At 73.0% G+C, this 13284-nt stretch carries 13 protein-coding genes; 4 read left to right on the plus strand and 9 right to left on the minus strand.

The window, feature by feature from the left end:
• Window positions 1–32 precede the first annotated feature (32 nt).
• Entirely contained in the window at window positions 33–1028 is a 996-nt protein-coding gene (locus tag ACFV0T_RS16460; RefSeq protein ID WP_385779011.1) for an oxidoreductase, read from the plus strand.
• A 188-nt stretch (window positions 1029–1216) separates the two neighbouring features.
• On the opposite strand, the gene mgrA is transcribed toward ACFV0T_RS16460, so the two are convergent.
• The gene (gene mgrA, locus ACFV0T_RS16465; protein WP_385779013.1) at window positions 1217–2209 is read right to left on the minus strand and encodes an L-glyceraldehyde 3-phosphate reductase; all 993 of its coding nucleotides are present in this window, start codon (window positions 2207–2209) and stop codon (window positions 1217–1219) included.
• 125 nt (window positions 2210–2334) lie between these two features.
• Here mgrA and ACFV0T_RS16470 point away from each other — a divergent pair, with 125 nt between their 5' ends.
• Both ACFV0T_RS16470 and ACFV0T_RS16475 read left to right on the plus strand, forming a co-directional pair.
• Complete coding sequence (locus ACFV0T_RS16470) at window positions 2335–3219, plus strand: LysR family transcriptional regulator (protein ID WP_385779015.1); 885 nt, start codon at window positions 2335–2337, stop codon at window positions 3217–3219.
• 25 nt (window positions 3220–3244) lie between these two features.
• Window positions 3245–3760, plus strand: a complete 516-nt coding sequence (locus tag ACFV0T_RS16475; RefSeq protein ID WP_385779017.1) for a DUF664 domain-containing protein — start codon at window positions 3245–3247, stop codon at window positions 3758–3760.
• On the opposite strand, the gene ACFV0T_RS16480 is transcribed toward ACFV0T_RS16475, so the two are convergent.
• From ACFV0T_RS16480 to ACFV0T_RS16505, 6 genes are all read right to left on the minus strand, one after another.
• Window positions 3742–4812 (minus strand): adenosine deaminase, encoded by a 1071-nt coding sequence (locus tag ACFV0T_RS16480; protein ID WP_385779018.1) that lies wholly within the window; start codon window positions 4810–4812, stop codon window positions 3742–3744. The genes ACFV0T_RS16475 and ACFV0T_RS16480 overlap by 19 nt on opposite strands.
• 51 nt (window positions 4813–4863) lie before the next feature.
• Window positions 4864–5268: a VOC family protein gene (locus tag ACFV0T_RS16485; RefSeq protein WP_385779020.1), complete on the minus strand. Its 405-nt coding sequence runs from the start codon at window positions 5266–5268 to the stop codon at window positions 4864–4866.
• A gap of 300 nt (window positions 5269–5568) precedes the next feature.
• Complete coding sequence (locus ACFV0T_RS16490; RefSeq protein WP_385779022.1) at window positions 5569–6474, minus strand: aldo/keto reductase; 906 nt, start codon at window positions 6472–6474, stop codon at window positions 5569–5571.
• Between the two features lie 62 nt (window positions 6475–6536).
• The gene (locus ACFV0T_RS16495) at window positions 6537–7856 is read right to left on the minus strand and encodes an aldehyde dehydrogenase family protein (RefSeq protein WP_385779023.1); all 1320 of its coding nucleotides are present in this window, start codon (window positions 7854–7856) and stop codon (window positions 6537–6539) included.
• Between the two features lie 165 nt (window positions 7857–8021).
• Entirely contained in the window at window positions 8022–9215 is a 1194-nt protein-coding gene (locus ACFV0T_RS16500) for an RNA polymerase sigma factor (protein ID WP_385779025.1), read from the minus strand.
• On the minus strand, window positions 9215–9565 hold the full coding sequence (locus tag ACFV0T_RS16505; RefSeq protein WP_385779097.1) for a YciI family protein: 351 nt from the start codon (window positions 9563–9565) through the stop codon (window positions 9215–9217). The genes ACFV0T_RS16500 and ACFV0T_RS16505 overlap by 1 nt, the downstream gene beginning before the upstream one ends.
• 98 nt (window positions 9566–9663) lie before the next feature.
• Here ACFV0T_RS16505 and ACFV0T_RS16510 point away from each other — a divergent pair, with 98 nt between their 5' ends.
• On the plus strand, window positions 9664–10716 hold the full coding sequence (locus tag ACFV0T_RS16510; protein WP_385779026.1) for an acyl-CoA dehydrogenase family protein: 1053 nt from the start codon (window positions 9664–9666) through the stop codon (window positions 10714–10716).
• A gap of 161 nt (window positions 10717–10877) precedes the next feature.
• On the opposite strand, the gene ACFV0T_RS16515 is transcribed toward ACFV0T_RS16510, so the two are convergent.
• Window positions 10878–12020: an LLM class flavin-dependent oxidoreductase gene (locus ACFV0T_RS16515; RefSeq protein ID WP_385779028.1), complete on the minus strand. Its 1143-nt coding sequence runs from the start codon at window positions 12018–12020 to the stop codon at window positions 10878–10880.
• A gap of 79 nt (window positions 12021–12099) precedes the next feature.
• Window positions 12100–13284 carry an SfnB family sulfur acquisition oxidoreductase gene (locus ACFV0T_RS16520; protein ID WP_385779030.1) on the minus strand — a complete coding sequence of 395 codons (1185 nt, stop codon included), beginning with the start codon at window positions 13282–13284 and terminating at the stop codon, window positions 12100–12102.

The following is a 13284-nucleotide window of genomic DNA, read 5'->3' on the forward strand; positions in this document are numbered from 1 at the left end:
CGGTTCAGCTCACCAGCAAGGAGTCACCGCCCATGGCCACCGCCCAGCAGCCACTTCCCTCCGGCTTCGGCCCCGCGTCCACCGCGGACGACGTCATCAAGGGCGTCGATCTCACCGGCAAGGTCGCCGTCGTCACCGGAGGCTATTCCGGCATCGGGCTGGAGACGGCCCGCGTGCTGCGTTCCGCGGGCGCAGAGGTCGTCGTGCCCGCCAGGGACGTCGACCGGGCCCGGACCGCCTTGAAGTCCGTCGAGGGGGTGGAGGGGGTCGAGGTCGAGCCGATGGACCTGATGGACCCCCCGTCGGTCGACGCGTTCGCCGAGAGCTTCCTGGCGTCCGGCCGTCCCCTGCACATCCTCGTCAACAGCGCCGGCATCATGGCGACCCCGCCGGCCCGCGACGCCCGCGGCTACGAGTCCCAGTTCGCCACGAACCACCTGGGGCACTTCCAGCTGGTCTCCCGGCTGTGGCCCGCGCTGGTCGCGGCCGGCGGGGCGCGCGTCGTCGCGCTGTCGTCGCGGGGCTTCCGCTTCTCCCCCGTCGTCTTCGACGACCTGCACTTCGAGCACCGCCCGTACGAGCCCTTCGCCGCGTACGGCCAGTCGAAGACCGCCAACTCCCTGTTCGCCGTCGAGCTGGACCGGCGCGGCCGAGCGGACGGTGTGCGGGCCTTCGCCGTGCACCCCGGCACGATCATCGAGACGGGGCTCGCCAAGCACGTGTCCGACGAGGCCGTACGGGCGGCCGGCGCCGTCGACGAGGACGGCCGTCCCGTGCGGGACCCCGCCCGGCAGCTCAAGACCGTCCCGCAGGGAGCGGCGACCAGCGTCTGGTGCGCCACGAGTCCGCTGCTGGCCGGGCTGGGCGGGGTCTACTGCGAGAACAGCGACATCAGCCCGCTGGTCGCCGAGGCGGACGAGGCCGCCTGGCGGGCGGGGGCCGAGACGAGCGGCGTCCTGCGGTACGCGGTCGACCCGGAGGCGGCCACCCGCCTCTGGGAGGAGAGCGAGCGCCTCACGGCTCGGTGAGCACCGCAGGGCTCGAGGCACGGCGAGGAGGACCGCGGGACCCGGGGACCACGATGGGCGTGGGATCCCGGGGCACGGCGGCCGTGGGATCCCGGGACCACGGCGGCCGTAAGGAGGTGACAGCCGCCGTAGGGGGACAGAGGGCGACGACCGCCGTACGGATCAGAGGGGGACGGCCGCCGAAGGCCTCAGCCCTTGATGACCGCGTCGATCCGCGCCAGCTCCTCCGCGTCGAAGTCGAGGTTGCGGATCGCACCGACGCTGTCCTCGACCTGCTGGGCGCTGCTCGCCCCGACGAGGGCGGAGGTCACCCGGCCGCCGCGCAGGACCCAGGCCAGGGCCAGCTGGGCCAGGGTCTGGCCGCGCGTCTTGGCGATCTCGTCGAGGGCGCGCAGCCGGCCCACGAGGGTCTCGGTGACCGCGTCCGAGTTCAGGAAGGGGCTGTCGCTCGCGGCCCGGGAACCCTCCGGGATGCCGTCCAGGTAGCGGCCGGTCAGCAGGCCCTGCTCCAGCGGGGAGAACACGATGGAGCCGACCTGGAGCTCGTCCAGCGCGTCCAGCACACCCTCCTCCTCGGGACGCCGGTCGAGCATCGAGTAGCGCGGCTGGTGGATGAGCAGCGGGGTGCCGAGCTCGCCGAGGATGCGCGCGGCCTCGCGGGTCTGCTCGGCGGAGTAGTTGGAGATGCCGACGTAGAGCGCCTTGCCCTGCTGGACCGCCGTGTGCAGCGCGCCCATCGTCTCCTCCATCGGAGTCTCCGGGTCGGGGCGGTGCGAGTAGAAGATGTCGACGTAGTCCAGGCCCATCCGGCTCAGGCTCTGGTCGAGCGAGGACAGCAGGTACTTGCGGGAGCCCCACTCGCCGTACGGGCCGGGCCACATCAGGTAGCCGGCCTTCGTGGAGATGACCAGTTCGTCGCGGTAGGGCGCGAAGTCCGCCCGGAGCGCCTCGCCGAACGCCGACTCGGCGGCGCCGGGCGGCGGGCCGTAGTTGTTGGCCAGGTCGAAGTGCGTGACGCCGAGGTCGAAGGCGCGGCGCAGGATGGCCCGCTGGCTCTCGACCGTACGGTCCGGGCCGAAGTTGTGCCACAGTCCGAGCGACAGCGCGGGGAGCTTGAGTCCGCTGCGTCCGGTGCGCCGGTAGGGCATGTCCGCGTAGCGGTCGGGGTGTGCGGTGTACAACGCGACTCCATCAGGGGTTGGTACAGGCAATCAGGTCCAGGGAACCGGTATCCACTCTCGCGCGCCCCGCGGGCAGTGGTCCAACAGAAGAATCCGATGGTATTCAGCGGATACGCTTCTCAATCATGGAACTGCGCCATCTCCAGCACTTCGTCGCCGTCGCCGAGGACCAGCACTTCACCCGGGCCGCCGAACGGCTGCTGGTGTCCCAGTCCGGTCTGTCGGCGTCGATCCGGGCCCTGGAACGGGAACTGCGGGCCCCGTTGTTCGTGCGCACCACCCGCCGGGTGACGCTGACCGAGGCCGGGCGGGCGCTCCTCGCCGAGGCGGAACGGATCCTGGCACAGGTCAGGTCCGCGCACGAGGCGGTGGCCGCGGTGCAGGGCGTGCTGCGCGGCACACTGGCGGTCGGCACCGAGCAGTGCATCGCCGGGGTGAACGTGGCGTCGCTGCTCGCCGCCTTCCGTCGGCGCCACCCGGACGTGGAGATCCAGCTGCGGCAGACCGGGTCGGGCGCGCTGGCCGAGGAGGTGGCCGCCGGGCGGCTGGACCTGGCGTTCGCCTACCGGACGGAGGCGGACAGCGACCAGCTGCGCTCCGTGTCGCTGGCCGGTGAGCCGATGACGCTGCTGTGCCACCCCGACCACCGGCTGGCCACGGCCGGTGCCGCGGTGACGCCTCAGGAGGTCGGCGGCGAGGTCTTCGTGGACTTCCACCCGGACTGGGGCGCGCGCCGCGCCACGGACGCCGCGCTGGCCGCGGCCGGGGTGCGCCGGAGCGTCGCCCTGGAGGTGAACGACGTGCACAGCCTGCTCGACCTGGTCGACGAGAACCTCGGTGTCGCCGTCGTGCCGCGCCACTTCCGGCACAAGCGGGAGTCGCTCACCGCGCTGCCGCTGAAGGGCACCGGCGAGAAGGTGTACGAGACCGCCGCGCTGCTGCCGTCACCGCAGGCCACCAGTCCCGCGGCCCGCGCGCTGATGGGGCTGCTGGAAACAGGGGGCGTGTGAGCGACGGCTGGGCGATGGTGGACGTATGCATGCAAAGGACGTCCTCATCGACGCGTACGACCGCATCCGGGAAGAGGTCCACGCCGTGGTCGACGGACTGGGCCCCGACGACCTCAACGCACGGCCCGGCCCGGCAGCCAACTCCATCGCGTGGCTGGTCTGGCACCTCGCCCGGGTGCAGGACGACCATGTGGCCGACGCCTTCGACCTGGACCAGGTGTGGGTGTCGAAGGAGTGGGAGAAACGCTTCGGCCTCGACCTGCCGCGCGGCGACATCGGCTACGGGCACTCCTCCGCGAAGGTCGCCAAGGTGCGCGTCGACGCCGGCGAGCTCTTGACCGGCTACTACGACGCCGTGCACGAACAAAGCCTCCAGGCCCTGCGCGGGCTGGCCGCCAAGGACCTGGAGCGCGTCGTCGACACCCGCTGGGACCCGCCGGTCACCCTGGGCGTGCGCCTGGTCAGCGTCCTGTCCGACGATCTCCAGCACGCCGGACAGGCCGCCTACGTCCGGGGACTGCTTCAGAGCGCGGCGGCGTAACCCGGCAGGACGACGTCCTCGATGAGGGCCTTGCGCTCGTCGAACGGGATGAACGCGCTCTTGACGGCGTTCACCGTGACCGTGCGCAGGTCCTCTAGGCTCCAGCCCGCCTCCGCGACGAGCAGCGACATCTCTCGGGTCATCGTCGTGCCGGACACCAGACGGTTGTCGGTGTTGAGGGTGACCCGGAAGCCCAGGTCCTTCAGGGCCGTGATCGGGTGTTCGGCGATCGAGGTGGCGGCGCCGGTCTGGAGGTTGGACGTCGGGCACATCTCCAGGGCGATACGGCGGTCGCGCACCCAGCCGGCCAGGTGGCCGAGCTTGCCGTCGACGATGTCCTCGGTGATGCGCACGCCGTGGCCGATGCGCTGGGCGCCGCACACCTGGAGGGCCTGGTGGATGCTGGGCAGCCCGTGGGCCTCGCCGGCGTGGATGGTGAACGGCACGCTCTCACGGCGCAGGTGCTCGAAGGCGGCCAGGTGGTCGGCGGGCGGGAAGCCGTCCTCGGCGCCCGCGATGTCGAAGCCGACGACGCCGCTGTCGCGGAACGCCACCGCCAGGTCGGCGATCTCACGGGTGCGGTCGAACATCCGCATCCCGCACAGCAGCGTGCCGACCCGGAGCGGGGTGCCCGCCGCCGCGGCCTTGGCCATGCCGGCCGCGAGTCCCTGCTGCACGGTCCCGACGACCTCGGGCAGGGTCAGCCCGCCGCTCACCATCAGCTCGGGGGCGTAGCGCACCTCGGCGTAGACGACGCCGTCCGCGGCCAGGTCGAGGACGTACTCCTCGGCGGTGCGCAGCAGGCCCTCGCGGTTCTGCATCACGGCGAGGGTGTGCTCGAACGTGGCGATGTAGCGGACCAGGTCGCCGGAGTTGGCCGCGTCGTAGTACCAGGCGGCGAGCGCGTCGGGGTCGGTGGTCGGCAGGGTGTGGCCGACCTCGGCCGCGAGTTCCACCACGGTGGAGGGGCGCAGTCCGCCGTCGAGGTGGTCGTGCAGGACGACCTTGGGCAGGCGGCGGAGGGTGTCGGCGTCTATGCGGGCGGCGGTCATGGGCGGTCTCTCTGTGACGGGCGGAACGAGGGCGCTACGCGGCAGAACGGGCTACTGGACGGCGGGCTGGAGCAGGTCCCAGCGGTTTCCGTAGAGGTCCTGGAAGACGGCGACGGAGCCGTACGGCTCGTGGCGCGGCTCCTCCAGGAAGGTCACGCCCGCGGCGCGCATCCGGGCGTGGTCGCGGGCGAAGTCGTCGGTGTGCAGGAAGAAGGCCACCCGCCCGCCCGTCTGGTCGCCGACCCGGCCGCGCTGTGCCTCGTCCTTGGCCCGGGCGAGCACCAGTCCGGTGCCCGCTCCCCCGGTCTCGGCCGTACCGGGTTCCACGACGACCCAGCGGGAGCCGTCCGGGCGCGGGGCGTCCTCGACGAGGCGGAATCCGAGCGCCTCGGTATAGAAGCGGATCGCCTCGTCGTAGTCGTCGACGACGAGGGTGACCAGGGCGATGCGAGTCATCGGGGCCTTCCGGTACGGGTGATTGACGGGAGAGGTTATACGTAAAACTCGATGCACGCCAATCACTCCGCACCCGGCTGGACATCCCTGCCGCCCGGGCGGCAGGAAGTCTGTACCTACCAGTACGTATAGGCCGGTACGCATCGGTGCAGTCGCCGCGCCCGGAAGGAGAGCACCGTATGGGCCGGCGCGGTACGCGGTGGACGCGGAGGGCCCGGCCCAGGTCCGAGGACCGATCCCCCGGCAGCGCGGCCGCCCGTCCGGGACGCCGCCTCGTGCGGGAAGGGTGCCGCCGTCCTCTCAGCCGGACTTCCGCCGCAGGGCGTCGAGCCGGCGCACCTCTTCGTCCGTGAGGTGCAGCGCGCCCGCCGCCACGTTCTCCACCAGGTGGTCGGGGTCGCCGGTGCCGGGGATGGCGAGGACGTGCGGACCCTGGCGCAGGGTCCAGGCGAGCCGGACCTGGGCGGGGCTCGCACCGTGCGCGCGGGCGACGGCGAGCACCTCCTCGCCGTGCGCGCCGGCGGCGCCCCGGGCGCCGCCGTCCCCGGCGATGGCGAAGAACGGCACGAAGGCGATCCCCTGTTCGCCGCAGAGCCGCAGGAGCTCGTCGGTCGCGGGCTCGTGGAAGTCCAGGGCGTACCGGTTCTGCACGCTCACCACCGGGGCGATGGCCCGCGCCTCGGCCAGGTGCCGGGGTTCGACGTCGGAGAGGCCGAGATGGCGCACGAGGCCCGCCGCGCGCAGCTCGGCGAGCGCGCCGAAGTGCTCGGCGACGGAGTCCTGTCGCATGCGCCGCAGATAGACGAGGTCGAGGTGGTCGCGGCCCAGCTGGCGCAGGTTCTCCTCGACCTGGCCGCGCAGCTCCTCGGGCCGCGCCGAGCGGCCCCACTCGCCCGCGTGGTCGCGGAACGGGCCGACCTTCGTGGCGATGACGAGGTCGTCGGCGTACGGGGACAGCGCGCTGTTGATCAGTTCGTTGGCCGAGCGCAGCGAGGAGAAGTAGAAGGCGGCCGTGTCGATGTGGTTCACGCCGAGTTCGACGGCCCTGCGCAGAACGGCGATCGAACGGCCGCGGTCGCTCGGTACGCCGTGGTGGAAGGCCGCGCTGCCGGTCAGCCGCATCGCGCCGAAGCCGATGCGACGGACGGACAGGTCGCCGAGCTGCCGGCTGCCCGCGGCGTCCGCGGTGATCGTCCGTGAGGTCATCGGCGGAGTCTGGCACACCCCGACGGGCGGGGGCGGGCGCATCCACCGCCCCCCGGCCCGGGTCAGGCCAGCGGCTTCTCCAGCACCGCCTTGCGGTGGCTGAACGTCTCGATGGAGTAGCGGCCGTGGTAGCTGCCCGTGCCGCTCTCGCCGACCCCGCCGAACGGCAGGTCGGAGACGGTGAGATGGGCGAGCGGAAGGCCGTACCCGAGGCCGCCGGAGGAGGTCTCGGCGGCGATCCGGCGGCGCGTGTCGTCGGAGTCGGTGAAGACGTACAGGGCGAGCGGCTTGTCGCGGTCGTTGATGAACTCGACCGCCTCCTCCAGGCCGGGCACGGTGACGATCGGCAGGATCGGGCCGAAGATCTCCTCGCTCATCACGGGCGACGCGGGGTCGACGTCGGCCAGCACGGTCGGCGCGATGTACTTCGTCGTACGGTCGGCGCCGCCGCCCACGACGACCCGGCCCGAGTCGAGCAGCCCGTGGAGCCGGTCGAAGTGCCGCTCGTTGATGATGCGGCCGTACTCGCCGGAGGCGGACGGGTCGCTGCCGAACAGTTCCTCGAGGGCGGCGGTGAACAGGGGTTCCAGGGCGGCGGCGGTCTCCGGGTCGGTCAGGACGTAGTCCGGGGCCACACAGGTCTGGCCGGCGTTGAGGAACTTGCCCCGGACCAGTCGGTCGGCGACGACCCGGAGGTCGGCACCCCGGTCGACGAACGCCGGGGACTTGCCGCCGAGTTCGAGGGTGACCGGGGTGAGGTGCTCGGCCGCGGCGCGCATCACGATACGGCCGACGGTGCCGTTGCCGGTGTAGAAGATGTGGTCGAAGCGCTCGGCCAGCAGGGCCGTGGTCTGCGGGACGCCGCCCTCGACGACGGCGACCGCGTCGGTGTCGAGATACGCGGGCAGCAGCGCGGCGAGGGCGGCGGAGGTGGCCGGTGCCAGCTCGCTGGGCTTGACGACGACCGCGTTGCCGGCGGCCAGGGCGCCGGCCAACGGGGCGAGCAGCAGTTGGGCCGGGTAGTTCCAGGGGGCGATGACGAGGACGACGCCGAGGGGGTCGTACTGCGTCCAGGCCGTGGCGTCGGCGCCGAGGTGGGCCGGGACGGGGGCGGACTCGGGGCGCAGCCACTCGTCGAGGTGGTCGAGGGTGTGGTCGATCTCGCGGATCGTGAAGTCGATCTCGGTGCGGTAGGCCTCGGTGGCGCTCTTGCCCAGGTCGGCGTGGAGGGCGGTGGCCAGATCGGCGCCCTGCTCGGTGAGCATCTCCCGCAGTCGGCGCAGCTGGGCGGTACGCCATTCGACGGGCTTGGTGCGGCCGGTGCGGAAGGTGGCGCGCAGCCGGGCCACGGTGGCCGCGGGCTGCTCGGGGATCTGGTTCACGGTGCCTCGCAGGTGGTGTGCGGGTCTGCGGCCCGCCGGTTCGTTCGTCCGCGGCCGGCCTGTCGCGCCGGCCGCCTCAGCTGGATGTAATTGCCAACCTTTCATGTGGCAAAGCACATGCCGGGGGCCCGGTACAGTCGCACCACCACTTTCCCCGATTCTTGATCACCTCGCGCGTTCGAGTTCTCCGCGTCGGCGTTCGAGGTACGCACGTTCCGCCGGGCTTGCGGTGAGCGCGATCGCCGCCTCGTAGGCGCGGACCGCCTCGGCGGGCCGGTCCAGGCGGCGCAGCAGGTCGGCGCGGACCGCGTGGAAGACGTGATAGCCGTCCAGGCCGAGGGCGTCCAGCAGGTCGAGCGCCGGGCCGGGGCCTCGCACCTCGGCGACGGCCACGGCCCGGTTCAGGGCGACGACCGGGCCGGGGGCGAGGGCCGTCAACTGGTCGTAGAGCCGCAGGATCTGTCCCCAGTCCGTGGCGGCGGCGGTCGGCGCGTCGCTGTGCACCGCGTTCACGGCGGCCTGGATCTGGTAGGGGCCGGGGCGGTCGCGGCGCAGGCAGCGGCGGACGAGGTCGTGTCCCTCGGCGATCAGCCCGCGGTCCCACCGGGTGCGGTCCTGCTCGGGCAGCGGGACCAGCGCGCCGTCGGCGCCGAAGCGGGCCGGGCGACGGGACTCGGCCAGCAGCATCAGCGCGAGCAGGCCGGTGACCTCGGGTTCGTCCGGCATCAGCGCCGCGAGGAGCCGGCCGAGGCGCACCGCCTCGGCGCACAGGGCGGGATCCCCGGTGTACCCCTCGTTGAAGATCAGGTAAACGACGGCCAGCACGCCCTTCAGCCGGTCGGGAAGGTCCGCGTCGCGGGGCACGCGGTACGGGATCCGGGCGTCGCGGATCTTGGCCTTGGCGCGGACCAGGCGCTGGGCCATCGTCGGCTCGGGGACCAGGAAGGCGCGGGCGATCTGCGCGGTGCGAAGGCCGCCGAGCAGGCGCAGGGTCAGCGCCACCTGGGCCTGCGGGGCGAGCGCGGGGTGGCAGCAGGTGAAGATCAGCCGGAGCCGGTCGTCGCGCACGGGTCCCTCCTCGGCGGGCGGATCGGCGGCGTACAGCCGGGCGGCCTCGGCCTGGCGGGCGTCCCGGGTGGACTCGCGGCGCAGCCGGTCGACGGCCCGGTTGCGGGCCGTGGTGATGATCCAGCCCGCCGGGCTCGGCGGCACGCCGGTCTCCGGCCAGTGCCGTACCGCCGTGGCGAAGGCGTCCTGGACGGCTTCCTCGGCGAGGTCGATGTCACCGAGGAAGCGGACCAGCACGGCCACCGCGCGCCCGTACTCCGCGCGGAAGACGGCCTCGACGTCCAGCGGCATCAGGCCTCGCCCATGAACGGGCGCACCTCGATGGGCAGAGTGGTGGCCCAGGTCGCCCGGCGGCCCCAGTGCAGGGCCGCGTCCAGGTCGGGCGCCTTGATCAGGCAGATGCCGCCCAGATACTCCTTGCCCTCGGCGTACGGTCCGTCGGTGACGAGGACATCGCCGTCAGCGGGCCGCAGCACGGTGGCCGTCTCCGTGCCGTGCAGGCCGCCCGCGAAGACCCAGGCGCCCGCCTCGTGCAGCTCCTGGTGGAAGGTCTCCAGGTTGCGTCCGATCTCCGCCATCCCCTCGGGCGAGGGCGGCTCTCCGTCGGTCGGCGTGATCACGCTGAGCAGGTAGTACTTCATGGCGGCCTCCTGGGCGTCGTGGCGTTCTCTCACCTCCTACACGAACGGCGGCCGGGCGGATCGACATCCCGCGCCACGACACCGGAAGAATCTTCCTCATGACCGTCGCACCGCACCCGCTCGTCAGCCGCGCCCGCCGTCTCGCGGACGGCCTCCTCGCCCCGCACGCCGAGCGCGTCGACCAGGAGGGCGTGCCCGCGAGCCATGTCGAGGCCGTCAAACGCTCCGGGCTGCTCGGGGTGAACGCGCCGAGTGAGTACGGCGGCTCGGCGGCACCTGGCGCGGTGGTGCGGGAGACGGCGGAGATCCTGGCCGGGGCGTGCTGCTCGACCTGGTTCGTGCAGACGCAGCACCACACGCCGGTGCTGACCCTCGCGAAGTCGCAACGTCCGGTGCGCGAGCGGCTGTTGGGCCCGCTGGCGAGCGGGGAACTGCTGTCCGGGGTGGCGTACGCGCAGCTGCGCGCCCATCCGCGGACGCCGGTGCGGGTCACGCGCGAGCGGGGTGGCCGACGGTTCGACGGGAGCGTGCCCTGGTACACGGGGTGGGGCCTGAACGACGTGATGCTGCTGGCCGGGGTGACCGACGCGGACGAGGCGCTCTTCGCCTTCGCCGAGGCGCGGGAGCAGCCGGGCCTGCGGGCGTCGCCGCCGATGCGGCTGGCGGCGCTCACCGCCGCGCGCACCGTGTCGCTGGAGCTGGACGGCCTGTGGCTGCCGGAGGAGGCCGTCGTCCTGTGCACACCGTACGACCGGTGGGCCGCGACGGACCGGGCGAAGGCGGTGAACGCCTCACCCGCGGTGTTCGGGGTCGCGCGGGCGGCGCTCGACCTGCTGGACGAGGACACCGCGGGCCCGCTGCGCACCCGTCTCGACGAGGTGCGGCGCCTCGCCTACGACCTCGCCGACCACCCGCTGGCACACGAGCACCTGACGGACCGGCTGGCGCTCAGGACGCGGGCGTTCGAGGTGCTGCGGGCGGCCACCACGGCGGCGGTGGTGGCCGGCGGCGGGCGCGCGATGGCCCTGACCAGCAAGGCCCAACGCCTTGCCAGGGAGGGCCTGTTCCTGCTGGTCCAGGGCCAGACGGCACAGTCCCGGCGGGCACACCTGGACGCGCTGGCCGGACGGGACTTCCGCAGCACTCCCTAGTGCCGTGGCAGGCGACGTCTGCCCGTGCAGGAGCGGCGTCCTGTGCGTGCTCCCGGCGGGCCGGCCGGAAGTCCTCGTACTGGACGTACTCGGGCTTTCGGCCTGTGCGGCGGGAGTGCGTGCCGGGCGTCGCGACGGGGCGAACGTCGCCTGCTGCGGCACTAGGACGCGAAGGGCACCCGCACGGCCGGCTCGGCCGTCGGTCCGGCCGGATGACGCCACACGCCGTCGGCGGCCAGCCTCGGCAGCACTCCCTCCCCGAACCAGTACGCCTCCTCCAGGTGCGGATACCCCGACAGCACGAACTCCTCGATGCCGAGCGCCGCGTACTCCTGGATGCGCTCGGCGACCTCCGCGTGACTGCCCACCAGCGCCGTGCCCGCGCCGCCGCGGACCAGTCCGATGCCCGCCCAGAGGTTGGGGTGGATCTCCAGTCCGTCGCGGGCGCCGCCGTGCAGCGCCAGCATCCGCCGCTGCCCCTCCGACTCGCTGCGCGCCAACCCGGCCTGTACGGACCTCACCGTCTCCGGGTCGAAGCCGTCGAGCAGCCGGTGCGCCTCCGCCCAGGCCTGCTCGGCGGTGTCCCGGGTGATGACGTGCAGCCGGATGCCGAAGCGGAGGGCGCGGCCCTCCCGCGCGGCCAGCGCCCTGATCCACGCGATCTTCTCGGCGACCTGCGCGGGCGGCTCGCCCCAGGTGAGGTAGACGTCGGCGTACCTGGCGGCGACCTCGCCCGCGACCGGCGACGACCCGCCGAAGTACACCTCGGGCACCGGGTCGGGTACCCTCGCCAGCTTCGCGTCCTCGACCCGGAGATGCTCGCCCGAAAGGTCGACGGTCCTGCCCTCCCACAACTCCCGCACGATCTCGAGGAACTCGCCGGTACGGCGGTAGCGCGCGTCCTTGTCGAGGAAGTCGCCGTAGGCGCGCTGCTCGTGGCTCTCGCCGCCCGTGACGACGTTGAGGAGCAGCCGCCCACCGGTCTGCCGCTGGTAGGTGGACGCCATCTGCGCGGCGAGCGTGGGCGAGACGAAGCCGGGGCGGAAGGCGACCAGGAACTTCAGGCGTTCGGTGTGCCGGCTGACCATCGCGGTGGTGAGCCACGCGTCCTCGCACCAGGCGCCGGTGGGGGTCAGCGCGCCGACGAAGCCGAGGTCCTCGGCGGCGCGGGCGATCTGGCTCAGATAGGCGACCGTCGGCGGCCGGTCCCGTCCGGAGGCGGTCGCCGGGGTGCCGTGGCCGCCGCCGACGACATGGCGGCTGTCGCCGTTGGTGGGCAGGAACCAGTGGAAGGTGAGGGACACGTGGGGTCTCCGATCGGGGCGGTCGGCCGCGGCGGCTCACGGCGGTCTGTGTCAGGCCTGAGTTCTGCCTGCGTTTTTGCTAGAGCAGGCCGTGGCGGGGCGGTTTCGTTCCGTTGAGCACGTACCGGCCGATGTGCTGGATCTTCCAGCGGGTCGGGTCGTGCAGCGTGTGGGTGCGCGCGTCGCGCCAGTGCCGGTGCAGATTGAGGGCGTTGAGCGCGGAGCGGGTGCCGGCCAGCTCGAACAGCGCGTCGGCGACCTCGACCGCGGTGAGCGCGGCCTGGACCTTGGCGGCGGCCACGGCGATCGACGCCTCGGCCGCCGTGTCGTCGGTGAGGTCGGCGTGCGCCGCGTCCACGGCACGGGCCGCCTCCCGCAGCAGCGCCTCGGACGCCCGCACCCGCACGGCGAGTTCACCGAACCGCTGGATGAGCAGGGGGTCCTCGGCGGCGGTCTCGACACCGCTCTCGAACCACGGCCGGCTCTTCGTCCGTACGAACTGCGCGGCCTGCGCGAGCGCTCCCCCGGCGATCCCCGCGTCGATTGCCGCGTGCAGCAACTGGGCAACCGCACCGTGAAGTTGCGGACCCTCGAAGGTGAGGTGGTGCGGCAGGACGCGGTCGGCGGGGACCGGCACGCCGTCGAGTCGGACGGTTCCGCTCGCGGTCGTGCGCTGGCCCATGCCGTCCCAGTCGTCGACCACCGTGAGGCCGGGGGTGTCGCGCGCCACGTACGCCACGTGGAGGAGGTCGTCCTCGGTGCGGGCCAGTACCGGGATCCAGTCGGCGAACAGGGCGCCGGTGCAGTAGTGCTTGACGCCGGTGAGGACGTACGAGCCGTCCGGCCGCGGGGCGAGGCGGGTGCGGATGTCCTGCACGTGCCGGGTGCCCGCCTCCGACTGGGCGTTGCCGAAGCGGCGCCCGGCGAGCAGCTCCGCGAAGAAGAACTTCTGCTGTTCGGGGGTTCCTTGACGGCAGATCACGTTGACGTAGACGAAGTGGCTCTGCGGGATCTGGGCGAGGCTGCCGTCGGCGGACCCCAGCAGCCGGAAGATCTCCGCGAGGGTCCGCGTGCGGACGTCGGCGCCGCCGTGCTCGGCGGGCACGGTGACGGCGAGCAGCCCGGAGGCGGACAGCCTGTCCACCTCGGCGTGCGGGAGCCTGCGGGCGAGGTCGCGCTCCGAGGCGCCGGCGCGGAACTCGTCGGCGAGGACCGTCGCGACGGCGACGGCTTCGGCGTCGTCGCTGATGACGTGGACGCTCAT

Origin of the sequence: Streptomyces sp. NPDC059582 (assembly GCF_042735715.1) — a bacterium.
Classification (GTDB): domain Bacteria; phylum Actinomycetota; class Actinomycetes; order Streptomycetales; family Streptomycetaceae; genus Streptomyces.

What these genes read in the sequence shown, in the direction of transcription:
- ACFV0T_RS16510 (WP_385779026.1), top strand. Translation starts at nt 9,664, where the DNA reads ATGACCGTCGCACCGCACCCGCTCGTCAGCCGCGCCCGCCGTCTCGCG.
- ACFV0T_RS16490 (WP_385779022.1), bottom strand. Translation starts at nt 6,474, where the DNA reads ATGACCTCACGGACGATCACCGCGGACGCCGCGGGCAGCCGGCAGCTC.
- ACFV0T_RS16505 (WP_385779097.1), bottom strand. Translation starts at nt 9,565, where the DNA reads ATGAAGTACTACCTGCTCAGCGTGATCACGCCGACCGACGGAGAGCCG.
- ACFV0T_RS16520 (WP_385779030.1), bottom strand. Translation starts at nt 13,284, where the DNA reads ATGAGCGTCCACGTCATCAGCGACGACGCCGAAGCCGTCGCCGTCGCG.
- ACFV0T_RS16500 (WP_385779025.1), bottom strand. Translation starts at nt 9,215, where the DNA reads ATGCCGCTGGACGTCGAGGCCGTCTTCCGCGCGGAGTACGGGCGCGCG.
- ACFV0T_RS16470 (WP_385779015.1), top strand. Translation starts at nt 2,335, where the DNA reads ATGGAACTGCGCCATCTCCAGCACTTCGTCGCCGTCGCCGAGGACCAG.
- ACFV0T_RS16475 (WP_385779017.1), top strand. Translation starts at nt 3,245, where the DNA reads ATGCATGCAAAGGACGTCCTCATCGACGCGTACGACCGCATCCGGGAA.
- ACFV0T_RS16480 (WP_385779018.1), bottom strand. Translation starts at nt 4,812, where the DNA reads ATGACCGCCGCCCGCATAGACGCCGACACCCTCCGCCGCCTGCCCAAG.
- ACFV0T_RS16460 (WP_385779011.1), top strand. Translation starts at nt 33, where the DNA reads ATGGCCACCGCCCAGCAGCCACTTCCCTCCGGCTTCGGCCCCGCGTCC.
- ACFV0T_RS16485 (WP_385779020.1), bottom strand. Translation starts at nt 5,268, where the DNA reads ATGACTCGCATCGCCCTGGTCACCCTCGTCGTCGACGACTACGACGAG.